Origin of the sequence: Propionigenium maris DSM 9537 (assembly GCF_027925155.1) — a bacterium.
GTDB lineage: Bacteria > Fusobacteriota > Fusobacteriia > Fusobacteriales > Fusobacteriaceae > Propionigenium > Propionigenium maris.
In genome coordinates, this window is record NZ_BSDY01000009.1 from 91,168 (window position 1) to 111,564 (window position 20,397).

The following is a 20,397-nucleotide window of genomic DNA, read 5'->3' on the forward strand; positions in this document are numbered from 1 at the left end:
GTTTTAAAAAGTAGCACTTTGAATCAAAAAGTACCTTTTATCAATATAGATATACCTCGATATTTTTACTCTGTCAATCATTTTTCGAAATTTTTGTTCCTTTTTAAAAACCTTTTATATCTTATTCAAATTGGATTTAGTCAATAAAGAAAGAGCCATATGGCTCTTTCTTCATTATCTCTTTAGTCTTTAATCGTTCCTTCTTCTTAGACCTTTAATCTTCTAAGTATCTTCTGCAACTTTAGAAAGATTTCGGAAATAATATAAACTTAGATAATTTTATAGACTGTTCCTATTTCTTCCGCCCTCCTTAGCCCTGTAGAGAGCCCTGTCAGCTCTTCTCAGAAAATCCTCTGAATTTTCTTCTACAGAGGGCTGTCCACTATTTATTCCCACACTTAACGTTATCTCTCCAAAGGGAGAATCTCTGTGCTCTAAACTGCAGAGGCCCAGCCTCCTCCTGAATTCCTTAATCAGAGAAAGCGTATCCTCTAAAGATGTTTGATAGAGGACTACCACAAACTCCTCCCCTCCATATCTGCTCACAACATCCCCGTCCCTTTTAAAGACCTCCTTCAAAAGACCTCCCACTACCTTTAAAACCCGATCTCCCTCCAGGTGCCCATACCTGTCATTGTATTTTTTAAAGTAATCCAGATCCATCATCAGGAGGGTAAGTACTCCATTGGACCTTTTAGCACTTTCAAACAACAGTACATACTTCTCATCTAAAAGTCTTCTTGTCGCTAGCCCTGTGAGATAATCTACATATGCAAGCTTTTCCAGCTCCCTCTGATTATACTCTAATTCAGCCAGAGTATTCTTCAGCTGCCTGTCCAGACTTTCAATCTTCGAATAGCTATTTTGAATAAGCTTAAACAATATAAATGAAGTCAGAAGGATGAAGAATGATCCCTTATAAGTTTGAAGTATCCTATGGGACTCTGGATCTTGAACCAGAAGAAATAGAAGCTTGTCTGAAAACAATATCCACACAAATGAAAAAAACATATAATACCCTACAATTTTAAGTGATTCCTTTAACTTTATATTCACAGTATCTCCTTTACTTTATTCTTTCTATAGATATTATACTTCTTTTTTATAACCATATACAAGCTTCTTTAACCATCATTGAAACATATGGCTTCCTACTTTAGAGGTTCTTTATACTCTTAAATATTCCTTCAACTTAAGATAATATCTTTAAAGTAAACTAAAAGAGGCCTTGATAGCCTCTTTCAGTTTATTTTATAGGTGTGAATAATCCCTTATATACCGAATAGGCCTCCATAAAGGTGGGAAATCCAGCGGTAGAGATAAGTAGAAGAAGGGTGTGTTTTATTTCCTCCTCTGTAGCCCCTGCTTCCTGAGCCTTCTTAATATGTACTTCCAGCGACCTCAGATGCCCCGCAGCTCCAGATATAGCTATCTTCATCAGCCACCTCTCCCTCTCCTTGAGGGGCCCCCCCTCCTCGTGAACAGCCCTCCCAAGCTCCTCACACTTCAAATCTACCAGAGGAAACTCCTCCTTAAACTGTTTAAAAAGATCATGTATATCCCTCATATAAATACTCCCTTCATCCCCTCTATAGTAAAGGTATTATTATTTAGTAAGTTCCAGTGACTTTTCCTCACTCACTTCCCACAAGCCTGTTGTTTAACTTAGTTATAGCATGTCCCAGAGCAATAAGCTCCCTTCTTATCAGCCGATTTTTAGAGTAGAGATGCTTATAGTAGTCATACTCCTCTCCATATATGGAAATAGCATCCTCTATATTAGACCTGGTAAGGGTCTTATCCTCAGCCACCGTATCTGCCATAACTTTTAATTGATTTAGGTGTCTAAATATCCTGCCAAACTCCTCTTCCGTCACCTCATTTCCCCCCTTCCCTTGATCAAACCTTCTTCCTTTTTTTAAGTATACATCCTTTTCTTCATAAGTAAATAACCACAGCGAAAGAAATTGATGCTACTCTATGTTTTCTGGGAGTACAGAAACTTCTGTCCCCTCCCCTTCACTACTCTCATCATTATTATCAAATTCTGTATACTCTTTTCCTTCTCCTAACCCCTCTAGGAAAGTGCAATATTTTTCAACGGCACTATACATCTTGGCTAATGATTTCTCATCAACTTCTCCTTCTAGTTCACACCCCGCCACATCAGGGTTCCCAATATAATAGTCTACCCAGTCTTCAAAGAAATCCTCTCCTTTTGCCTCATCTGGTAAATCTGGCAAAGAATCCTTATACTTTCTCAGCTCCCTTCGAACAACCTTCTCTACCTTAATAGCTTCCTTTATCTCCTTATCATTAAATTCACTAACATCTTTTGAAAGTTCATCTACTCCAAAAAATTCCTTGAGCTCCTCTTCATTATAGCTACCATCCTCATCCTTAAGTTCCTTTTTTAATTGCCCCCAGTTTCTCTTAGCATCCAGTGATTTTTGATTTTTTTCCGTGCTATACTCTTTGCTTTCTGAATTTCTACTTTCGCCTCTTTCCGACTTTTCATTTCCTCCTCTATTGTTATCCCTCTCAGATTTCTCACTACGCCCTCTATTCTCTCCCTTACTCTTATCAGACTTTCCGTAAACACTCTCATTGATGATTGCAAGGGAAAACACAGCTGTTACCACTAATAATAACTTTTTCATAATCTTCTCCTCCCTCTACTCACAGTGCTCCTTCATCATTAAAATCTATACTTCACCTAATAACTTTTTCTGTCTCCACTCAAAAACCCCTTCTTTTTGTTTCAGTATCTTCCCACGTCATTGTTTCATCGATCTTTTATAGAGTTACTTTCCCAACTTCCCTTAGATACTACTATCCTCTTTTCAGAATTTGAATCCTGACTTACCTTGGGTTAAAATACAATAAGGGAGGCGAATCATATGATTGATTATAACAAGAAAAAAGGTAAACAGCTCCAGGAGGAGATACGAGAACTGACAGTACTTGTAAGGACCGATATCGAAAATGCCGATATCTCAAAAAGGGAGATCTTAGACCGGATCTCATTTCACGAGGAAAAATACGAGGGCTTCAAGGTACTTCTTTTAGACCCCTCCATATGCCCAGACCTTATCCACTATAAAGATGAAATTTTAAAGTTAAAGGATCAGTTAAGGAAGTCCATCTAGGACTTCCTTTTTTAATTTCCCCTTCTAAGCCATCCAATAATAATCCCACTCTATTCTATATCTTATCTGCTCCTCCTAACTCCTAACCTCTCCGCCATCTGTCGCCTTCACCCAATCACTCTGCCTATCAACATCTTTTCATATAACGTAAGAAAGGTACAATAAAATATAGATAGTATAGAAATATAAGTCTAAAACCCGGAGGGAGCTAATGAAAAAATTAATACTATTAGGTGCTTTATTGATTGTCTTTTCAGGATGTACTGAGGAGCTAAATCCTGAAAATATATTTGAGAAGGGTCTCAACCCCTATAGGGAGTATCAGATCAACGACACAAAGGTAGCCAAACTTGTAGAGGATGGCATCTTAGAAACCGAGTCCGCAACCAAGGGACTGGACCTAAAAAAATCCTCTGCCCACCTCATAAGCTATACTAAACTGGGACAGTATGGTAGCGGTGAGATAAGAATATTAGCTTACTTTACCGATGAGGGCTTAAAGAGGGTTAACGACAATATCACCTATGGAACCAGGGTTACCAACAAGATTATTAACTTTACCTGTAAATTCGAGTACAGCTATAAAAATGGTCAGTATACTTGGACTACAAACTTTCCCTATGACCTTTAATCACTTCTCAGACTACAGAACTCCTTTTATAAATCAAAATAAAAAGGAGCGTGACGCTCCACCCTTTCTAACCTCATGTAACTGTTTTTTATCAAGGTCAATAACTTATAATTCTATACTTTCCTCAATAATAAAAAAAGGATATCATCAGATATCCTTTTTTTAATACTTTCTCTTAGTTTATCTTCACATTGAGCTTCCATGCCAAGTTAATCAAAGCCTCATTGCTGTCTGCCCAATATGTATATCCATCTATAGTTGCATACCACAAACTTTTTTCTCTATCAAATTGCATCCTCATACCATGCCTCCCCTTGACTTTTAGGGACTCGCAGTGTTATACTTCAATTGACCATAGGGTATAACCCTGCTGGGTTTCTCACTTGCCAGGTGAGGAGCCCCTTTTTTATACCTAAAAACCCGCCGCGGGTTTTTTAACCTTCCCTACTCATGAGTACCTTAATATACTCCTCCAGCTCCTTCATGCTCTCTTCAGAAAGGCTCCTTGCTATCTTAACTGTAGTGGTATTACGCCCAGCCTTAAACTCAACTTCCTTTCTTACTATGCCTTTTTTTATTCTTTTAATCTCTGCCCTAATTTCATCTCTGGTAAGGTCTCTATACTCCTCTATTATATCTACAACACTCTTCTCAGAATTCAGAAGCTTTATTAGTTTATTCATCTCCTCAGCCTTGCTGATACCTACCTCATCCAGTATCCCCTTGAGTTCCTTGGGATAACTCAGTGCTTTAGCCAGCCTCTGAGTCTGACTGGAACTGAGGTTATACCTCTCCGCTGCATCCTCTAAGGTCTTCCTCTCCTTACTGCAGTAGGTATGTATCCTGTAGGCAAGCTCCAGTATATTTAAATCCTTTCTGTGGGTATTCTCATTTACCTGAAGAACCTCAAGCTCCTCCCTGGTATAGTCTTCAGGAATAATAACTACCTTCCCCTCTACCTCAAATTCATCTCCATACTGGTCGTATCCATAGTGAATAGCACAGCTTCTTCTATACCCCGAGACTATCCTGTATCCTCCCTCTACTTCCTGAAGGTAGATGGGGTTTATAAGGCCCACCTCATGTATACTAATAGCAAGAGCCTGTACCGTCTCCTCCCCTACCATCTTTTCCAGGCCATCCTCCCTCAGGATATATTTCCTGTCGCCAAAGTCCACCCTTTGAAAAAACTCTCTGTTAAACTCAGTGAGGAACGCTCCTGGAAGGTTCTGAAGTTCCGTCATCCCCCTATAGGCCATATTGGCCATTGCATTCTTCCTTACCTCATCTCCCGTTTTCTGGTATTGATCGTAGCTGTAGTTTGTCCCGTCTAATAGGTCCTTAACACTCATTGGACTCGGCTCCTTCCTCTCTCTCTAGAATCTCATCCACAAGATCCCTGTAGTCCCTTGCTCCGTTGGAGCTTGATGCATAATCAAATATATTTTGTCTCTTTATAGGTGCCTCAGCCACCTTTACATTGTCCCTGATCTTAGTTTTAAGAAGCTTCCCTTCAAAAACCTCCTCTATCTTTCCCAGAACAGATTTATCCAGGTTTCTTCTTGCATCATACATCGTTGCAAAGACCCCTTTGATCTCTAGCTCCTCATTTCCATACACCATCTTTCCAGTTTCCACAGTCTGAATAAGCTGAGCTATTCCCTCCATAGCATAGTACTCCGTCTGAATGGGAACATAGATAGACCTCGTCATAGACAGGGCATTTAAATTTAACTTTCCAAAAGATGGTGCACAGTCAAATATCACATAGTCAAACTTACTGAAATCAAAGTCCTTTGTTCTTATCTTTAATAAGTTATCCTTTCCTGGTATATCTAGGAACTCAAATTGCGACAGTCTCAGGTCAGCAGGTATTACATTTATCCCCTGTACCTCTACCATGGCATCTCTCGGATGCACCTCTCCCTTAAGTACCTCATATATAGATGGAGCCTCTGGATTATAAGCTCCCATACCCTTGGTAAAGTTTCCCTGGGGATCCAGGTCTATTACAAGGACCTTCCTTCCCTTTCTGGCCATTCCAGTGGCAACATTCTGTACAGATGTTGTCTTCCCTACTCCACCCTTTTGGTTTAAAAACGAAAGAAATTTCGTACTGGCCTGCTTAGCCAGGTACTCTCCCAGCGCCTTATTTATAAGTTCAGATTTACTGTTAGGACCATCTCCCTGTTCCTTCAGCACCCTCTGCATCGCTTCCTCTTTATCTTGGTCTAGCATTACATTTCTTCTTATTTTTGTTTTCTTCTTTAGTTGTTTTACCGCCATGGGAATCACTCCTCTGTATTTTCTCTATATCTATTCTTACATTTTAGTGTGTAAAAAGTCAATAAGATTTTAAAAAAAGTGTGTATAGATTATATAACCATATTTCCCATTAAAAAAGGAGGCCCTCAGATCTCCTAAATAACTGCTACCCCCTCTTAATTATCCTATACCTATTATATAGACCCTCTATATCATCGCTGCATATATAATCCATATTTTCATCTATGGTCTCCACATCCCACTCCCACCACTTTATCTCAAGGAGCATCTCTATTTCCCTGTGGCGAAACCTCTTTTTGATCTCTTTTGCTGGATTTCCTCCTACTATACTATAAGCTTCCACATCCTTGGTTACAAGAGCCCTTGAGCCTATCACAGCTCCGTCTCCTATCATCACTCCAGGCATTATCACAGCTTCCGCACCTATCCACACATCATTTCCCACAACAGTGTCCCCTGCTCTCTGAAATCCATCTACAGCCCGTGGAAACTCCCTTTTTCCAGCAAAGGGGTAGGTTGATATCCACCTATGGTTGTGTCCCTGGTTTCCTGCCATAATAAAGGCAGCTCCCGAACCAATGGAACAAAACTTACCAATCCTTAATCTGTCAAACTCAAAGTCCTCTCCAAGGATCTCCTTGTAGTTCCTTGTGCTCCCATCCCCTAAAAGATATCTTACACACTGGTCCTCAAACTCCTTCTCGTGATAGTATCCCGAATAGTAGGTAAACTCTCCTACCTCTATATTTGGGTTAGTTACCCTGTTCCTTAAATAATGTGATTCCATCCAGTTTTTCATCTTCTTCATCTCTCTTCTCCTTACTGATCCTATAATTTATTTCATCTTTCCATCAGTAAGGTTACTACACCGTTCTAACCATCTTCTCCTCCACTCAGCCATCAACTTTCCTCTTCAGTATACCATATCTTCCTAAAAAATTTTTTACCAAATTTATTAAAACCTCTAACTTTTATAATTACTCCACACAATAAAAATTATTTTTTAAAAATAATAATTTCAACTTTATCTACAGAATTATAACTAACAGGATTACTAAGTCAAATTTAAGTTTTTACCACTCAAAACCCCTCTAATTCTCTTTTTCACCCTTGCTTTTGTCAAAAACCTAACTATCAATCTAAAATACTTAAAAAATCTTCATATAGACACTTTCCCACAATTAGTATAAAATTATCTAAGACTAATTAATGATTTTTATATTGAGGTGTAACTAATGAAAAATATTATAATTCTTTCCATGCTTATTATCCTTACCGCCTGCACAAGTAAAGAGGTCAGAATGACCGACCCCAACTTGGAGATGAAAGGCTTCGAGCTCTACTATAAGGAGGAGCCATTTACAGGAACCGTCATCCAGCAGATACCATTAACAGACTCAGAGTTGAGAATCAAGTATAAAAATGGTATTCCGACAGCTCAGGACTTTGATCAGCTGCCAACTCCTGAATAAGCAAAGGATTAGTAAATTCAGTGCAAGTTAGGAGCAGGGAGGAAACTTTCCCTGCTCTTAATATTTTTGATCTGCCTTATATCACACCATGAACACACTTTAACAGTCAGGTTACAATCTACCCTAGGAGGTTTACATGAAAAAAGATATTACCCTACTTCACATAGCAGTCTTCCTCTTTGGCCTCTCAGGCCTCTTTGGAAAGCTTATCTCATCTCCAGCCGAGATAATCGTAAGCGGAAGAGTTATCTCGGCTACTATATTTATATATATAGTATTAAAAATAAAAAAGGAGAAGATTGAACTTTTCTCCCCAGAATCTCTAAAGATAATTGGAGTACAGGGAACCCTCCTATTTCTTCACTGGTTCTCCTTCTTTCAATCTATAAAACTATCCACTGTTGCTCTGGGGCTTCTGTCATTTTCAACTTTCCCCGTGTTCACTACTTTTATGGAGCCATTATTTCTTAGGCTTCCCCTGGACAAAAAAAAGGTAGTAATAGCTCTTATCACACTTATGGGAGTAGCCGTTGTTGCTCCCATAGGAAACATGGACTCCCATATGACAAGGGGCATCCTTCTTGGATTTTTTTCAGGTTTTTCCTTTGCTCTTCTGGCGGTCATCAATAAAAAGCTGTCGGTAGCAACCTCGGGAATAAAACTGACATTCTACCAGTGTTTTGGAGCTTCCCTCTGCTCTATACCTGTTTTGCTCTCAAACATATCAACACTTCCCTCTGGGAGGGAGCTGGGCCTTTTAATAAGCCTGGGAGTTATCTTTACAGGAATTGCCCACGCCCTCTTCGTTTCATCTCTGAGGAGTGTCAGCGCTTCCACCGTCAGTGTAACTACCTGTCTGGAGCCCGTTTACGGAATAGCCTTTGCTGCTGTAATCTTAGGGGAGATACCTACTATGAAGATCTTTTTAGGCTGTTCCCTCATCCTTATGGCAGCCTTCTCCTCAGCTAGGATAGAAGAGTAGGTTTTCCTATAAAGACCGTTAACACTTACCCTTACCCTTTAAAAAAAGCCCTGGATTCCAGGGCTTTTTTCATTCTACTCTACCGTCTCCTCTTCCACTACCTCCGTTACTGCATCCTCCTTAGTAGCAGCTTCAGGCTCTGCTACAGGAGCCTCAACAGGTTCTGCTACTACCTCCTCTTTTTGTTCCTCTGCAATTATGCCTTCAGGAATCTCAGCTCCCTCTGGCTGAATAAGCTTCACACTCTTGGAGTTTACACTTCCTCTATTCCCCTCAACATCTTCATACTCATAGTACTTGGTTCTCTTGTTAAATTTAGGTTCATCCTTTGTCTTTATCACACTTCCGTCATTCAATACAATAGTCTGGGGACTGCTGCAGCTTATAATCACCAGACTCATTAATCCTGCTATGATTATCTTTTTCATTTCATCCTCCTTTTTATATGAAAATATATACCGCTTTATTCCACTGTTCTCCCTGAAATCCTCTTTTACCGCAATTAGCAGCCCATTCACCTCTAACAATTAAAAGTCTCTCATTTATCTTGAATTAGGTTTTCATCCATACAAAAAGCCGGAATCCTCCGGCTCACTCCTTCTATTCTTAGACCATCATCCCTCTCAGTCTCTCTCCTACCACCTCCATCTGATGCTTACTCTTCTCCTCCCTTGTACCCTTGAGGTTTTTCATTCCGTTCTTGTATTCGGTGCAGAACTTATCAGCAAAGGTACCGTCCTGGATCTCCTCTAAAACCTTTTTCATCTCCCTCTTGGTGTCCTCAGTTACAATCCTCTTTCCTACCTCATAGTCTCCATATTCAGCTGTATTGGAGATGGAACTTCTCATAGATGTAAATCCTCCCTCTACCACCATATCAACTATAAGCTTCATCTCGTGTACACACTCAAAGTAAGCGCTTTCTGGAGAGTAACCAGCCTCTACAAGAGTTTCATACCCTGCCCTCATTAGTTCACTTACTCCTCCACACAATACAGCCTGTTCTCCAAATAAATCCGTTTCCGTCTCTTCTTTAAAGGTTGTTTCAAGGATTCCTGCTCTTCTTCCGCCAATTCCAGCGGCCCATGCCATAGCTACATCCTTGGTATCTCCAGTTACATCTCTGTATACCGCCACAAGGCACGGAGTCCCCTTACCCTCTGTATAAGTCCTCCTAACCATATGTCCCGGTCCCTTGGGAGCTACCATGAATACATTAACCTCCTGGTGAGGCTCTACCTTATTGTAGTGGATATTAAATCCGTGACCAAACCCCAGATAAGCTCCCTTCCTTAGGTTAGGTGCTACGCTTTTCTCATATACTTCCGGCTGAACCTCATCTGGCACCAGCATCATCACTACATCCGATCCCTTTACTGCATCCTCCACAGAAGCAACCTTCAGCCCGGCCTCCTCTGCCCTGCTCCAGTTTGCCGATCCCTCTCTCAGCCCCACAGTTACATCTGCTCCAGAATCCATCAGATTCAGTGCATGGGCATGTCCCTGAGATCCATATCCTACTACTGCTACTCTTTTATTTAATAACTTCTCCATCTTAACTCCTCCTCTTTAGAGACCTAAGCCCCTATGCATACTCGTTACTCCTGTTCTCGCCACTTCAAGAACCCCAAACTCCTCAGCTACCTCAAGATATCCCTCTATCTTCTCTCGCCCACCAGTGAGCTCCACAATTACATTATTCTTAGATGTATCTATTATGCTCCCCCTGTATAGCCTTGTCAACTCCACCACCTGGGATCTGTTTTCATTATCAACTCCTATCTTTATAAGGGCCAGCTCCCTCTCTACACTGCTATCTGTAAACTCCTTTACCACAGTTACGTCGTAGAGCTTTCTGGCCTGGGATATTACCTGGTTAACTGTATATTCATTCCAGCTCCCAGATATGGTCATTCTTACCCTGTTATCCTCACTGGTTCTCCCAGCTGTTATAGTATCTATATTTATCCCCCTCTTCTGAAAGAGGCCCGATACCTTACTCAGTACCCCAGAGTTATCCTTCATTATGATCAAAATATTACGCTTCTCCATCTCTCCTCCCCTCTATGGTTTCTCCTACAGACCTTCCAGCAGGAATAATCGGATATACATTATCTCCCCTTGGAACCACCACCTCAACAATTAGTGGCTCATCATCTAGGAGCTCCCCCTGGATCTCTCTTAACTCCTCCATACTCTCCACTCTTCTTCCCCTCAGGCCATAGGCCCTTCCAAGGGTTAAGAAATCCGGGTTATATTCCAGTTCCACATGGGAAAATCTTTTGTCATTAAATAACTCCTGCCACTGCCTTACCATCCCCAGGGAGCTGTTATTAAAGATAAAGACCTTTACCGGTAGCCTGTATTGTGCCAGGAGCATAAGCTCCTGCTGATTCATCTGAAAACCTCCATCTCCGGAAATAGCCACCACACGGCTATCAGGTTTGGCTACCTGAGCTCCGATTGCTGAGGGAAGTCCATATCCCATGGTTCCAGCTCCTCCAGATGTACACAGGGTATACTCCCTCTTAAACCCATAGGTCTGGGCTGTAAACATCTGGTGCTGTCCCACATCCGTTGTCACGATGGTATCCTCTGGCATAATTTCACTGAGATACTTTAGCATCCTCTTTGAAAGGAGCTCCTCGGTCCCAACTCTTCCACAAGGTCCATCCTTCCACTTACTTCTCCAGCCACTGTGCTCCCCTAGGTCCCTGTGCTCCAATACCTTTTGCAGCACCTCCCTTGCATCTCCCACAACAGCCAGATCAGCTCTCACACTCTTATTGATCTCAGCTTCATCTATATCCACATGGATCTTTTTGGCATTGGGTGCAAACCTTGTGGCATCTCCCACAATCCTGTCATCAAACCTCATTCCCAGGCTTATGAAGAGATCACATTCATCCACACAGGTATTTGCCCTCTTAGATCCATGCATACCTATCATCCCCAGATATCCAGGTGTACCCTCTGCTATACTTCCGAGTCCCATAAGTGTTGAAACACTTGGCACTCCGCTTCTTTCCACTACCTCCTGCAGTTCTCTGGCAGCACCACTTCTCACCACGCCACCACCAGCTACTATAAGCGGCCTTTTAGCCTCCTTCAGCATCTTCACAAACTCCTCTACACTTCCATCCTCTATGGAGATGCTGTACTTCTCCTCCAGGTATATATTTTCCTTCCCGTATATCTCTTCAAATCTTTCATATGAGATGGAATCCATCTGCACATCCTTAGGAATATCCACAAGTACGGGCCCATGCCTTCCAACTCTCGTTAACCTGTATGCTTCCTTCAGTATCCTCGGTAGCTCCTCTATGCTGTCCACCAGATAGTTATGCTTGGTTATAGGAGATGTTATCCCCAGTACATGAGATTCCTGAAAGGAGTCCTTTCCCAGGTAGCTGCTTCCTACCTGACCTGTAATGGCCAAAAGAGGGATGGAATCCATATAAGCTGTCATTATTCCTGTGACCAGGTTTGTTGCCCCGGGACCCGATGTAGCCAGACACACTCCCACACTTCCACTCTTCACTCTGGCATAACCGTCAGCCATATGGCTTGCTCCCTGTTCATGTCTCACAAGGTAATGATTTATCTCGTGGTCATCGTAGAGAGCATCATAGATTGGTATCACTGCTCCCCCCGGATAACCAAATATATCCTTTACTCCCATCCTCTTTAGTACTTCCAGTACAATCTGGGCTCCCTTTATTCTTCTCTTCATTCTACACCTCTTTCTAGTATGACATTACCGCACCCTCGCTGGCCGAAGATACCAGTTTCATATATTTTTTGAGGAATCTGCTCCTCACCTCCCTGTGGGGGTGTACCAGCTTTTCTCTTCTTCTCTCGAGCTCCTCCTCATCTACCTCCACATCTATCCTCCCTCCTGGGATATCTACGGATATCATATCTCCATCCCTTACAAGGGCTATATTCCCTCCCTCTCTGGCCTCTGGAGATACATGTCCAATGGCTGCTCCCTTGGAACCTCCAGAAAACCTTCCGTCTGTAATAAGGGCACAACTGCTGTCTAAGCCCATTCCTACAAGTACCGATGTTGGGGAGAGCATCTCCCTCATTCCTGGACCTCCCTTGGGCCCCTCATATCTGATTACTATCACATCCCCCTTAACTATCTCCTTATTTAAAAGGGCTTCCACAGCGTCCTCCTCACAGTCGTATACCTTTGCAGGACCTCTGTGTATCAGCATCCTCTCATCTACAGCCCCTGATTTAACAATTGACCCCTTAGGTGCCAGGTTCCCCTTGAGCACTGCCAGCCCCCCGTTGTTATAGTGGGGGTTATCAAATCCTCTTATTACCTCTCTGTCCCTTACAGAAACCTCCTCCACCTCTAATTTAATGTCCTCTCCATAGATGGTCGGTGTCCCCTTTATAAGATTATTTCTATGTAACTCACTCATCACTCCGTAGATCCCACCGGCTCTGTCCAGATCCTCTATATATGATCTTCCAGCAGGAGAGAGCTTCACTATCTGCTTCACCCTTTGGGAAAGATCATGGAAATCATCCAGCCTGAGGTCAACTCCCGCCTCATAGGCTATGGCAGGAAGGTGAAGAGCTGTATTGGTAGATCCCCCCAGGGCCATATCCACAGCCACAGCATTTTCAAAAGCTTCCCTTGTAAGGATCTCACCTATGTTTTTCTTCTCCTCCAGAAGCTCCATCACTCTAATTCCAGATTCCTTTCCAAGTCTCAGCCTCTTACTGTATACCGCCGGTACTGTCCCATTCCCCTTGAGAGCAACTCCCAGAGCCTCCGTCATACAGTTCATGGTATTTGCAGTATACATCCCTGCACAGGAACCACAGGTAGGACATGCTTCGTTTTCTAGCTCTGCTAGCTCCTCCTCACTACCATCTCTCCCAGCTGCTTCAAATACATCTGTAAGAGCCACTCTTCTGTCCCCCACTCTTCCAGCCAGCATGGGACCCCCGCTCACAAAGACACTTGGAAGGTTCAGCCTTGCTGCTGCCATAAGCATCCCCGGTACTACCTTGTCGCAACTGGGAATAAAGACCAGTGCATCAAAGGGCATAGCTGTAGCTGAAGCCTCTATGGAGTCTGCTATTATCTCTCTTGTAGGCAAAGAGGACCTCATCCCCTCATGGTTCATTGCTATCCCGTCGCATACAGCAATGGTATTTACCTCCATGGGGACTCCTCCCCCAAGCCTTATTCCGCTCTTTACACTTTCTGCCACCATCTTCAGGTGCATATGTCCCGGAACCACCTCATTGAAGGAGTTTACCACTCCCACCTTGGGAAGCTCCATCTCCCTGTCTGTAAGCCCCAGAGCTTTAAAAAGAGATCTGTGTGGTGCTCTTAACTTTCCTTCTGTAACTTGTCTGCTTCTCAAATACCTTCCTCCTCTTTACTTTGGGTTCCCTAGACCGTCCCCTGTATCTCCTCTACCTCTATCTACCCTACATCAGAGATCCTCTCTTCAGAGCATACCTCCTCCTCATCCTCTACAAAGGTAAGCCAGGACTCATCATATGTTACCCTTCCATTTACTATATCAAAGTACTCCTGCTGGATTCTCTTTGTCACCTCTCCTACATATCCATCTCCTATTACCTGGTGATCCACCTGAGTCACCCCTGTAAGCTCAGCTGCTGTTCCAGTAAAGAATACCTCATCCGCCATATACAGGAACTCCCTAGGCAGAGTCTGCTCCACAACTCTATATCCAAACTTTTCACAGATCTTCATAACAGTGTCCCTTGTAATACCACATAGGATACTTGAGCTTATTGGTGTGGTGTAGATCACTCCGTCCTTTACTATGAATAGATTTTCTCCGCTTCCCTCAGCCAGATTACCATTTACATCCAGTGCTATCCCCTCATCAAACCCAAGCTCTAATGCCTCCATCTTGATAAGCTGTCCCGAAAGATAGTTACCACAAGCCTTTACCATGGTTGGGAAGGTATTAGGTGCCGATCTTGTCCAGGAAGAGATCTTAGCCTTAATTCCCTTTTCAATTGCTTCATCCCCAAGGTATGCTCCCCACTCCCAGGCAGCTATCAGAGCATCTACCGGGCACGGCTTGGGATTTACCCCAAGGGAGTTCATCCCTCTGTAGTATAGAGGTCTGATATAGGCACTCTTTAGTTTATTTGCCCTTAGAGTATCCAGCACAGCCTTCTTGTACTCCTCCTGTGTATAGGGAGCTTCCATCCTGTATACCTTGATTCCCTCATATAATCTCTTAATGTGGTCATCCAGTCTGAATATAGCTGCTTTGCCATTTACTGTATAGGCTCTCATCCCCTCAAATACACCGCTTCCGTAGTGAACTACATGGGATAGTACATGGATCTTCGCCTCATCAAATGCCACCATCTCACCATTCATCCAAATATAATCTGCTTTCATAACCGTCTCCTCCCTTAATCTATCTGTATTTTAATAAATTGCTTGCAACTAATATCTGTAATAAAAAAAGCTCAAACCGTAAATGGTCTGAGCTTCCATCAATCTATACTTCCTCTGCTCAAACCTTATCAACTGTATCAAAATAAGGCGTGAACACTAGGAAAGTTTTTAATAAACTTATAATTTCCTATTCTTCAAGCCTGCCGCTAATAATTATTGAAATGAGGACGTATCTATTTACTACATTTATCATTATTCCTACCTCCGAAAACCGTACATTTTTATTGCTAAGGATTATATGACAATTCTGTACGCATGTCAACAACAATAATGCTATTTTTTCATTAAAAAATCTTCATCTTTTATTTAGACCTTGAATCTACTGGTCTAAATAAAGGTTTATTTTTATTTCTTTTTAACCACATTCCTCTTAAAATTGACTCCTCTCTGCCATTTAAACTTTCTGAACTCCCGTTTAAAACATTCCCCTAGGATACTTCCCCTTCAAAAAGAAAATTCTCCCCTCCTCCTTCTTTTTTATGCAAGATTTTAATATAACATTATTTAAGAACACAAGAGACAACTTACTATCAGACCGGTTTTAAATTCTTGCTATTTTATTAGCCATCTATTTAAATAAAAAATTCCCCCTAAAGGTTTTTAACTGCTATAAAGCTAGATCAAAGGAATATCTCATGTCCAACAGGAAAATATAAGATCTTATTTTTAACTAAGAACATCCCCTCTTCTATAAAACAAATAGAAGATTTAAGAAAAATAAACTATCAGGTAATACACTCTCTCACTCCTAGAAAGGCTAAAAGCCTTTGTGGAAGTGAGAGAGGAATAAAATTAATTGTAGTGGATATCGATTCTGTTCCAGATTTCCTCCCATTTATTAATGAGATATCCCACTATATAGATCTTCCTATTCTATATACAACACTCCAGGAGGAGGAAGTGATAAATATGAAAAATCTTTCTCAGTACTTCCATGGATACCTCTCCAAGGGTGCAGAGATCTTTGACCTTAAGCACACTATCTCAACTACCATGACCCTCTTTTATTCAAATAGAAAGATGAAAAATGAACTCAGTTGCCTCCAATTGGCTGAAAGAATCTCAAACTTTGGGTACTGGACATTGAACCTTCCAGAGGGCACCGTCTACCTCTCAGAGGGAACCAGGAAGATCTGTGGCTTCTCAGAGGATAGATATCCCCTTAAGTATCTCCATAGCTTTCCACTGCCTAAATACAGAGATATGCTGGATACATCTCTCAAAGATCTCATCCAGGGGAAGCTTCCCTATGATGTTGAATTTAAAATTAAAAACAAGATCACAGGAAGGATTATTCCAATCCACTCTGTGGCCCTCTACGATCCCATAGGCAACACCATAACAGGGACCCTCTACGATATATCCAAACAAAAAAATCCGAGGAGAGAGCTCTGAGAAGGGAGGAGGTCAGGGAAAGGATGAAGTCTGCAAGAAGCCAGAAAAATAATGTCTTTTCCTTTAAACACCGGCTGGCAGATGGAGAGATTAAAGATGTCCAGGTGTTTTCAGGTCCTATCACCTATGAGGATAAGGGCTGTCTCTTCTCTGTAATCCACGATGTTACCGACCGTGAGAAAGCCTATAAACAGATCGAACATCAGGCTTACTATGATTCCCTTACCGCTCTTCCAAACAGGGAGAGATTCTCTAAAACCCTAAAAAATCTAACTACCTCCCCTGGAAGGGTTTCTTCTGGCTTTGCCCTCCTTCATATAGACCTGGATCACTTTAAGGATATAAATGATAACTTTGGCCACGATATAGGCGACCTCCTCTTAATAAAGGCAGCAGAGCGTCTTCAGAGGATAGCAGACCTAAACAGCACCATCTACCGACTGGAAGGAGATGAGTTTGCAGTTATTTTAAAAATAGGATGGAGATATCCTCCCTCTGTAATAAAATTTTAAGGACCCTGAAAAGTTCCTTTAAAATCAATGGTAATGAACTCTTTATCTCTGCAAGTATTAGAGTAGCAACCTATCCCAAGGATGGAAGTAGTTCCAGAGAACTTTTTAAAAACTCAGATCTGGCAATGTATAGAGCCAAAACCGAGGGGAAAACAGGTATTCCTTCTTCGACACAGACCTCAGAAGTGTCTTTAAAAGAAAGGTCTGGATAGAGAGAGAACTTCGTAGGGCACTGAAGAACGATAATCTTTCCCTGCACTATCAGCCTAGAGTTGCTGTAGATCAAAACAAAATTATTAGTTCAGAGACATTTATCCACTGGAAAACTAGCGAAGAGGAACCTATCGCTCCCGCTGAATTCCTTCCCATAGCTGAATCCTCAGGGCTTATCCTGGAAGTTGACAGGTGACTTCTCCTTACAGCTTTCAAGCAGGCCAAGGAGTGGGAGGTCAAGGGAATCGGAGAACACATTATTTCAGTTAGAATCTCTAATCTCCACTTCAGGTACAACCGGATACTGAAGACCCTCTTAGACCTGGCCCTTGTCACACCTATCCTTCCGGGAAGGGTAGAGATTGAAATCACCGAGGAACTATTTGCAAATAGTCTAAAGGAACTCCTACCCTTTCTCATGGAATTAAGAGCAATGGGAGTAGGCATCTCTATCGATGGTTTCGGAACAGGGTTTCACTCCCTGAGCTTTATAAAAAACCTTTCCATCGACAGGATAAAGATAGACAAGAGGTTTATATTGAATCTCTCAGTGGATCCATGTGATGCCACTATCATTAAAACTATTATAACCATGGGAGAACTTTTAAATCTAAAGGTTACAGCAGAGGGGATTGAGACAAATGAGCAGTTAGAGGCATTAAGAAAATTGGACTGTGATGAAATCCAGGGAAGCTACTTCACCCCTCCCATATGTTCAGCGGAATATGAGAATTTCTACTTTTCATGGTCCCACTCTCTAGAGTAAAAATTAAATCTTAAAAAAAAAGTCGAGGTTAGCCACGCTGCTAACTTCGACTTTTTATTCAACTATCCCTTAGAAGTTTACTCCACAAACTCCCCATAGCTATTCTAAAGGTTCTTCAGGGCTTCAATTGGGTTATGTGAGTTTATTCTATCCTTTACAATTAAAGTTGTCACAGGAGCCTCAGAATATTTACTAAAGAGCATATCGTGTCCCACACAGAGACCCACTGCTATATTTATTTCCGTCTTCAGCTTATTAAGTACACTTCCCTGCCCAAGGGGATTACAGCTTATCTCAAAGACATCCGAGTTCTTCTTAATTCCTACCTCTCCCCTATCTATTCCTCCATTTCCACAGACTACGGAGTAAACCTCTATCCCTCTATCCTCTAAGAACTTGTGGATCACCCTTCCCTCCTTATGGAGTCCCTTGCAGAAAGCCACTCCCACTCTTTCTATACTCATATTTTCTATATACCTGGCAACCTCCTCCAGCCTTGGGATATTCTTTGGGACAGATGCACTTGCTTCCATTATTCCCATGTCCTCCTTATCTTCAAGGTATGCCTCTATATTCTTCCTTCTATCATTGAAAGTACTTAGCTCCCTGCACTCCTCTCCTCTCAGGCACCTCTTATCCTCACATATAGCACACTTCATATCTCATACCTCCTAAATAACAAAAATTCTACCATACTCTTAAAAAATATTATAAATACATATTTCCTATACTTAACATAAGTGTTTACCTATCCATCCTTAAAGCGACTCCAGATACCAGCAGATAAAATCTATCTTCAAACTTTCTCCCATTTAAACAAAAAGCTTTTTCATTTTTTTGAAAAAATAAAAAAGAAGTAGGTGAATCTACAGTATAGAGTATGAGCAGTGTAAAGGTTTACATCTAGAAGGAGAGCATCATCCAGAGGGAGGGATGATGCCTTAACACCATTGCAGCAGAGGTCAATAGATCTATCTTCACAGGAAAAGGAATATCTAAAAGATAATTTTATTACAAGCTCCCGTTTGAAATATTAATTTTAAAAAAATAAAATTTTTATTTTTACCCCTATGAATTCAATGGGAAGATATTTTTTTCTGAGATAACTCTCCTTTCTTGGAGACCTTCAGATGGAACCTTCAAAAAAATAATGTTCAAATAAAGAACTCGCAGACCTTAAACTGTATGCATTGTAAGTTTAGAACCGAGATCACTATACCCATTTTGAAGTTAAGTTATTTTAGGTGGGAACACTTGTTTTTCTCAAAAATTTAAAATTTGACTTATTCAAGATTAAAAAAACATTAAAGAAAAATTAATTTCACTATTTTATGTCAACTGTCATTTGACAACCGTTTAATAATGTTATAGACTTCTGAAGTCAAGTTGATTTTAAGGTTTTTAACTTTAAAATTTCAAAGTGAATGAGGTCCATAGATCTCCTAAATACGTTTTAAAATTTTTTATATAGGAGGTAGTTATGATTTATTTACTACTATTACTTTCCTTTGTTATTCTTATCAAAGGAGCGGACGTTTTTATCGAGGCTTCTGCAAAGGTTGCCAAGGCTTTTAAGATTCCAGAGCTTATAATAGGAATCGTTATTGTGGGATTCGGTACATCCCTTCCTGAATTTGCTGTAAATATGGCAGCCGTTACTCAAGGCTCCAATGATATGGCTGTAGGAAACGTTGTAGGTTCCAATGTATTCAATATCCTGTTTATAGTGGGAGCAATTGCCCTCTTTAAGCCTATGATTATTGATGACAAGCTTGCACTCTTCGACTTCCCTATAGCTATCGTTGCTGCTGCCCTTCTGCCATTCTTTGCCTTAGATGGAAGGCTTCTGGCAATGGACAACAACCTTACCAGGGTAGACGGACTTATTCTGATCCTTGTATTTGCATACTTCTGTAAGGAGACTATTAGAAGGTCCCTGGAGGATCAGAAGCTTCACGACAAGAAGATGCTTATCTATGAGATTGCTGAAGGTACATTTTCCCTCAATAAGCACCTTTTAAAAAAGAGCGGTAAGGACAAGCCTCACATGAAGCATCTCTTCAAGGAGTTTATCCTTATTGCAGTGGGACTAACTGCCGTTGTAAAGGGTGGGGACATGGTTATCGAGTACGCTTCTCAGATTGCAGAGAGCTTTGGTATGAGTAAGCACCTTGTAGGTCTTACCATTGTAGGTGTAGGTACATCCCTTCCCGAGTTTGTGGTTTGTATCATGGCTGCAAAGAGAGGTCAGCAGGGGATCGTTGTAGGAAATGTAGTTGGTTCCAATACATTTAATATCCTCTTTACTCTGGGAATTTCAATGTTTGTAAAACCAATTACCGTGGATCACGCTATGATCCTAGATTCGGTCAATGTTGGAATAGCTACTGTTATCGTTGGTTCCGTAGCAATACTTAATAAGAAGATAGGAAGATTTGCCGGAGCGATCTTTATCGCTGTTTATGCACTTTACATGTACTCTGTTGTTACAGGGGCTTAAATTAGAGGAGGTAGAA

23 protein-coding genes and 1 pseudogene are annotated in these 20,397 nt (G+C 41.4%); 9 read left to right on the top strand and 15 right to left on the bottom strand.

Annotated features, from left to right (window positions below):
- Positions 1 to 279: 279 nt before the first annotated feature.
- The 4 genes from QMG11_RS10790 to QMG11_RS10805 all read right to left on the bottom strand — a co-directional run bounded on the left by QMG11_RS10790 (position 280) and on the right by QMG11_RS10805 (position 2,660).
- Positions 280 to 1,056 (bottom strand): GGDEF domain-containing protein, encoded by a 777-nt coding sequence (locus QMG11_RS10790; RefSeq protein ID WP_281835910.1) that lies wholly within the window; start codon positions 1,054 to 1,056, stop codon positions 280 to 282.
- Positions 1,057 to 1,246: 190 nt separating this feature from the next.
- Positions 1,247 to 1,567, bottom strand: coding sequence for a carboxymuconolactone decarboxylase family protein (locus QMG11_RS10795; RefSeq protein ID WP_281835911.1), 321 nt, complete (start codon positions 1,565 to 1,567; stop codon positions 1,247 to 1,249).
- A gap of 67 nt (positions 1,568 to 1,634) precedes the next feature.
- Positions 1,635 to 1,877 carry a hypothetical protein gene (locus QMG11_RS10800; protein WP_281835913.1) on the bottom strand — a complete coding sequence of 81 codons (243 nt, stop codon included), beginning with the start codon at positions 1,875 to 1,877 and terminating at the stop codon, positions 1,635 to 1,637.
- Positions 1,878 to 1,973: 96 nt separating this feature from the next.
- Positions 1,974 to 2,660, bottom strand: a complete 687-nt coding sequence (locus QMG11_RS10805) for a hypothetical protein (RefSeq protein WP_281835915.1) — start codon at positions 2,658 to 2,660, stop codon at positions 1,974 to 1,976.
- A 240-nt stretch (positions 2,661 to 2,900) separates the two neighbouring features.
- On the opposite strand from QMG11_RS10805, the gene QMG11_RS10810 reads away from it, so the two are divergent.
- Together QMG11_RS10810 and QMG11_RS10815 are read left to right on the top strand one after the other, a co-directional pair.
- Positions 2,901 to 3,149, top strand: coding sequence for a hypothetical protein (locus QMG11_RS10810; RefSeq protein ID WP_281835916.1), 249 nt, complete (start codon positions 2,901 to 2,903; stop codon positions 3,147 to 3,149).
- 211 nt (positions 3,150 to 3,360) lie between these two features.
- Positions 3,361 to 3,780, top strand: a complete 420-nt coding sequence (locus QMG11_RS10815) for a hypothetical protein (protein ID WP_281835917.1) — start codon at positions 3,361 to 3,363, stop codon at positions 3,778 to 3,780.
- A 175-nt stretch (positions 3,781 to 3,955) separates the two neighbouring features.
- On the opposite strand, the gene QMG11_RS10820 is transcribed toward QMG11_RS10815, so the two are convergent.
- From QMG11_RS10820 to QMG11_RS10835, 4 genes are all read right to left on the bottom strand, one after another.
- The gene (locus QMG11_RS10820) at positions 3,956 to 4,081 is read right to left on the bottom strand and encodes a hypothetical protein (RefSeq protein WP_281835918.1); all 126 of its coding nucleotides are present in this window, start codon (positions 4,079 to 4,081) and stop codon (positions 3,956 to 3,958) included.
- A gap of 133 nt (positions 4,082 to 4,214) precedes the next feature.
- Entirely contained in the window at positions 4,215 to 5,132 is a 918-nt protein-coding gene (locus tag QMG11_RS10825) for a ParB/RepB/Spo0J family partition protein (protein ID WP_281835919.1), read from the bottom strand.
- Positions 5,122 to 6,066 (bottom strand): ParA family protein, encoded by a 945-nt coding sequence (locus QMG11_RS10830; protein ID WP_281835920.1) that lies wholly within the window; start codon positions 6,064 to 6,066, stop codon positions 5,122 to 5,124. Before QMG11_RS10830 ends, QMG11_RS10825 begins: the two co-directional genes overlap by 11 nt.
- Positions 6,067 to 6,211: 145 nt before the next feature.
- Entirely contained in the window at positions 6,212 to 6,865 is a 654-nt protein-coding gene (locus tag QMG11_RS10835) for a CatB-related O-acetyltransferase (RefSeq protein ID WP_281836037.1), read from the bottom strand.
- Positions 6,866 to 7,301: 436 nt separating this feature from the next.
- Here QMG11_RS10835 and QMG11_RS10840 point away from each other — a divergent pair, with 436 nt between their 5' ends.
- Positions 7,302 to 7,538, top strand: coding sequence for a hypothetical protein (locus tag QMG11_RS10840; protein ID WP_281835921.1), 237 nt, complete (start codon positions 7,302 to 7,304; stop codon positions 7,536 to 7,538).
- A 136-nt stretch (positions 7,539 to 7,674) separates the two neighbouring features.
- A complete protein-coding gene (locus QMG11_RS10845) occupies positions 7,675 to 8,520 on the top strand; it encodes a DMT family transporter (protein ID WP_281835922.1) in 846 nt (281 codons plus the stop codon).
- 74 nt (positions 8,521 to 8,594) lie between these two features.
- On the opposite strand, the gene QMG11_RS10850 is transcribed toward QMG11_RS10845, so the two are convergent.
- The 6 genes from QMG11_RS10850 to QMG11_RS10875 all read right to left on the bottom strand — a co-directional run bounded on the left by QMG11_RS10850 (position 8,595) and on the right by QMG11_RS10875 (position 14,935).
- A complete protein-coding gene (locus QMG11_RS10850) occupies positions 8,595 to 8,948 on the bottom strand; it encodes a YgdI/YgdR family lipoprotein (RefSeq protein WP_281835924.1) in 354 nt (117 codons plus the stop codon).
- Between the two features lie 178 nt (positions 8,949 to 9,126).
- Entirely contained in the window at positions 9,127 to 10,074 is a 948-nt protein-coding gene (gene ilvC, locus QMG11_RS10855; RefSeq protein WP_281835926.1) for a ketol-acid reductoisomerase, read from the bottom strand.
- A 15-nt stretch (positions 10,075 to 10,089) separates the two neighbouring features.
- On the bottom strand, positions 10,090 to 10,572 hold the full coding sequence (gene ilvN, locus QMG11_RS10860) for an acetolactate synthase small subunit (RefSeq protein WP_281835928.1): 483 nt from the start codon (positions 10,570 to 10,572) through the stop codon (positions 10,090 to 10,092).
- Positions 10,559 to 12,253, bottom strand: coding sequence for a biosynthetic-type acetolactate synthase large subunit (gene ilvB / locus QMG11_RS10865; protein WP_281835929.1), 1,695 nt, complete (start codon positions 12,251 to 12,253; stop codon positions 10,559 to 10,561). Before ilvB ends, ilvN begins: the two co-directional genes overlap by 14 nt.
- 13 nt (positions 12,254 to 12,266) lie before the next feature.
- Positions 12,267 to 13,913, bottom strand: a complete 1,647-nt coding sequence (gene ilvD / locus QMG11_RS10870) for a dihydroxy-acid dehydratase (protein WP_281835931.1) — start codon at positions 13,911 to 13,913, stop codon at positions 12,267 to 12,269.
- Positions 13,914 to 13,975: 62 nt separating this feature from the next.
- Positions 13,976 to 14,935 carry a branched-chain amino acid transaminase gene (locus QMG11_RS10875; RefSeq protein WP_281835933.1) on the bottom strand — a complete coding sequence of 320 codons (960 nt, stop codon included), beginning with the start codon at positions 14,933 to 14,935 and terminating at the stop codon, positions 13,976 to 13,978.
- 969 nt (positions 14,936 to 15,904) lie between these two features.
- Here QMG11_RS10875 and QMG11_RS10880 point away from each other — a divergent pair.
- From QMG11_RS10880 to QMG11_RS10890, 4 genes and pseudogenes are all read left to right on the top strand, one after another.
- On the top strand, positions 15,905 to 16,390 hold the full coding sequence (locus QMG11_RS10880) for a PAS domain-containing protein (protein ID WP_281835935.1): 486 nt from the start codon (positions 15,905 to 15,907) through the stop codon (positions 16,388 to 16,390).
- A complete protein-coding gene (locus tag QMG11_RS10885; protein WP_281836038.1) occupies positions 16,387 to 16,902 on the top strand; it encodes a diguanylate cyclase domain-containing protein in 516 nt (171 codons plus the stop codon). Before QMG11_RS10880 ends, QMG11_RS10885 begins: the two co-directional genes overlap by 4 nt.
- Positions 16,869 to 17,114 (top strand): diguanylate cyclase domain-containing protein, encoded by a 246-nt coding sequence (locus QMG11_RS20045; protein WP_373877230.1) that lies wholly within the window; start codon positions 16,869 to 16,871, stop codon positions 17,112 to 17,114. Before QMG11_RS10885 ends, QMG11_RS20045 begins: the two co-directional genes overlap by 34 nt.
- A pseudogene (locus QMG11_RS10890) lies at positions 17,111 to 17,881 on the top strand (EAL domain-containing protein). Before QMG11_RS20045 ends, QMG11_RS10890 begins: the two are co-directional and overlap by 4 nt.
- Before the next feature lie 104 nt (positions 17,882 to 17,985).
- On the opposite strand, the gene QMG11_RS10895 reads toward QMG11_RS10890, so the two are convergent.
- On the bottom strand, positions 17,986 to 18,540 hold the full coding sequence (locus QMG11_RS10895; protein ID WP_281835936.1) for a DUF1847 domain-containing protein: 555 nt from the start codon (positions 18,538 to 18,540) through the stop codon (positions 17,986 to 17,988).
- Between the two features lie 821 nt (positions 18,541 to 19,361).
- Between QMG11_RS10895 and QMG11_RS10900 the strand changes: the two genes are divergently transcribed.
- Positions 19,362 to 20,381: a calcium/sodium antiporter gene (locus QMG11_RS10900; RefSeq protein WP_281835938.1), complete on the top strand. Its 1,020-nt coding sequence runs from the start codon at positions 19,362 to 19,364 to the stop codon at positions 20,379 to 20,381.
- The last annotated feature ends 16 nt before the right edge of the window (positions 20,382 to 20,397 follow it).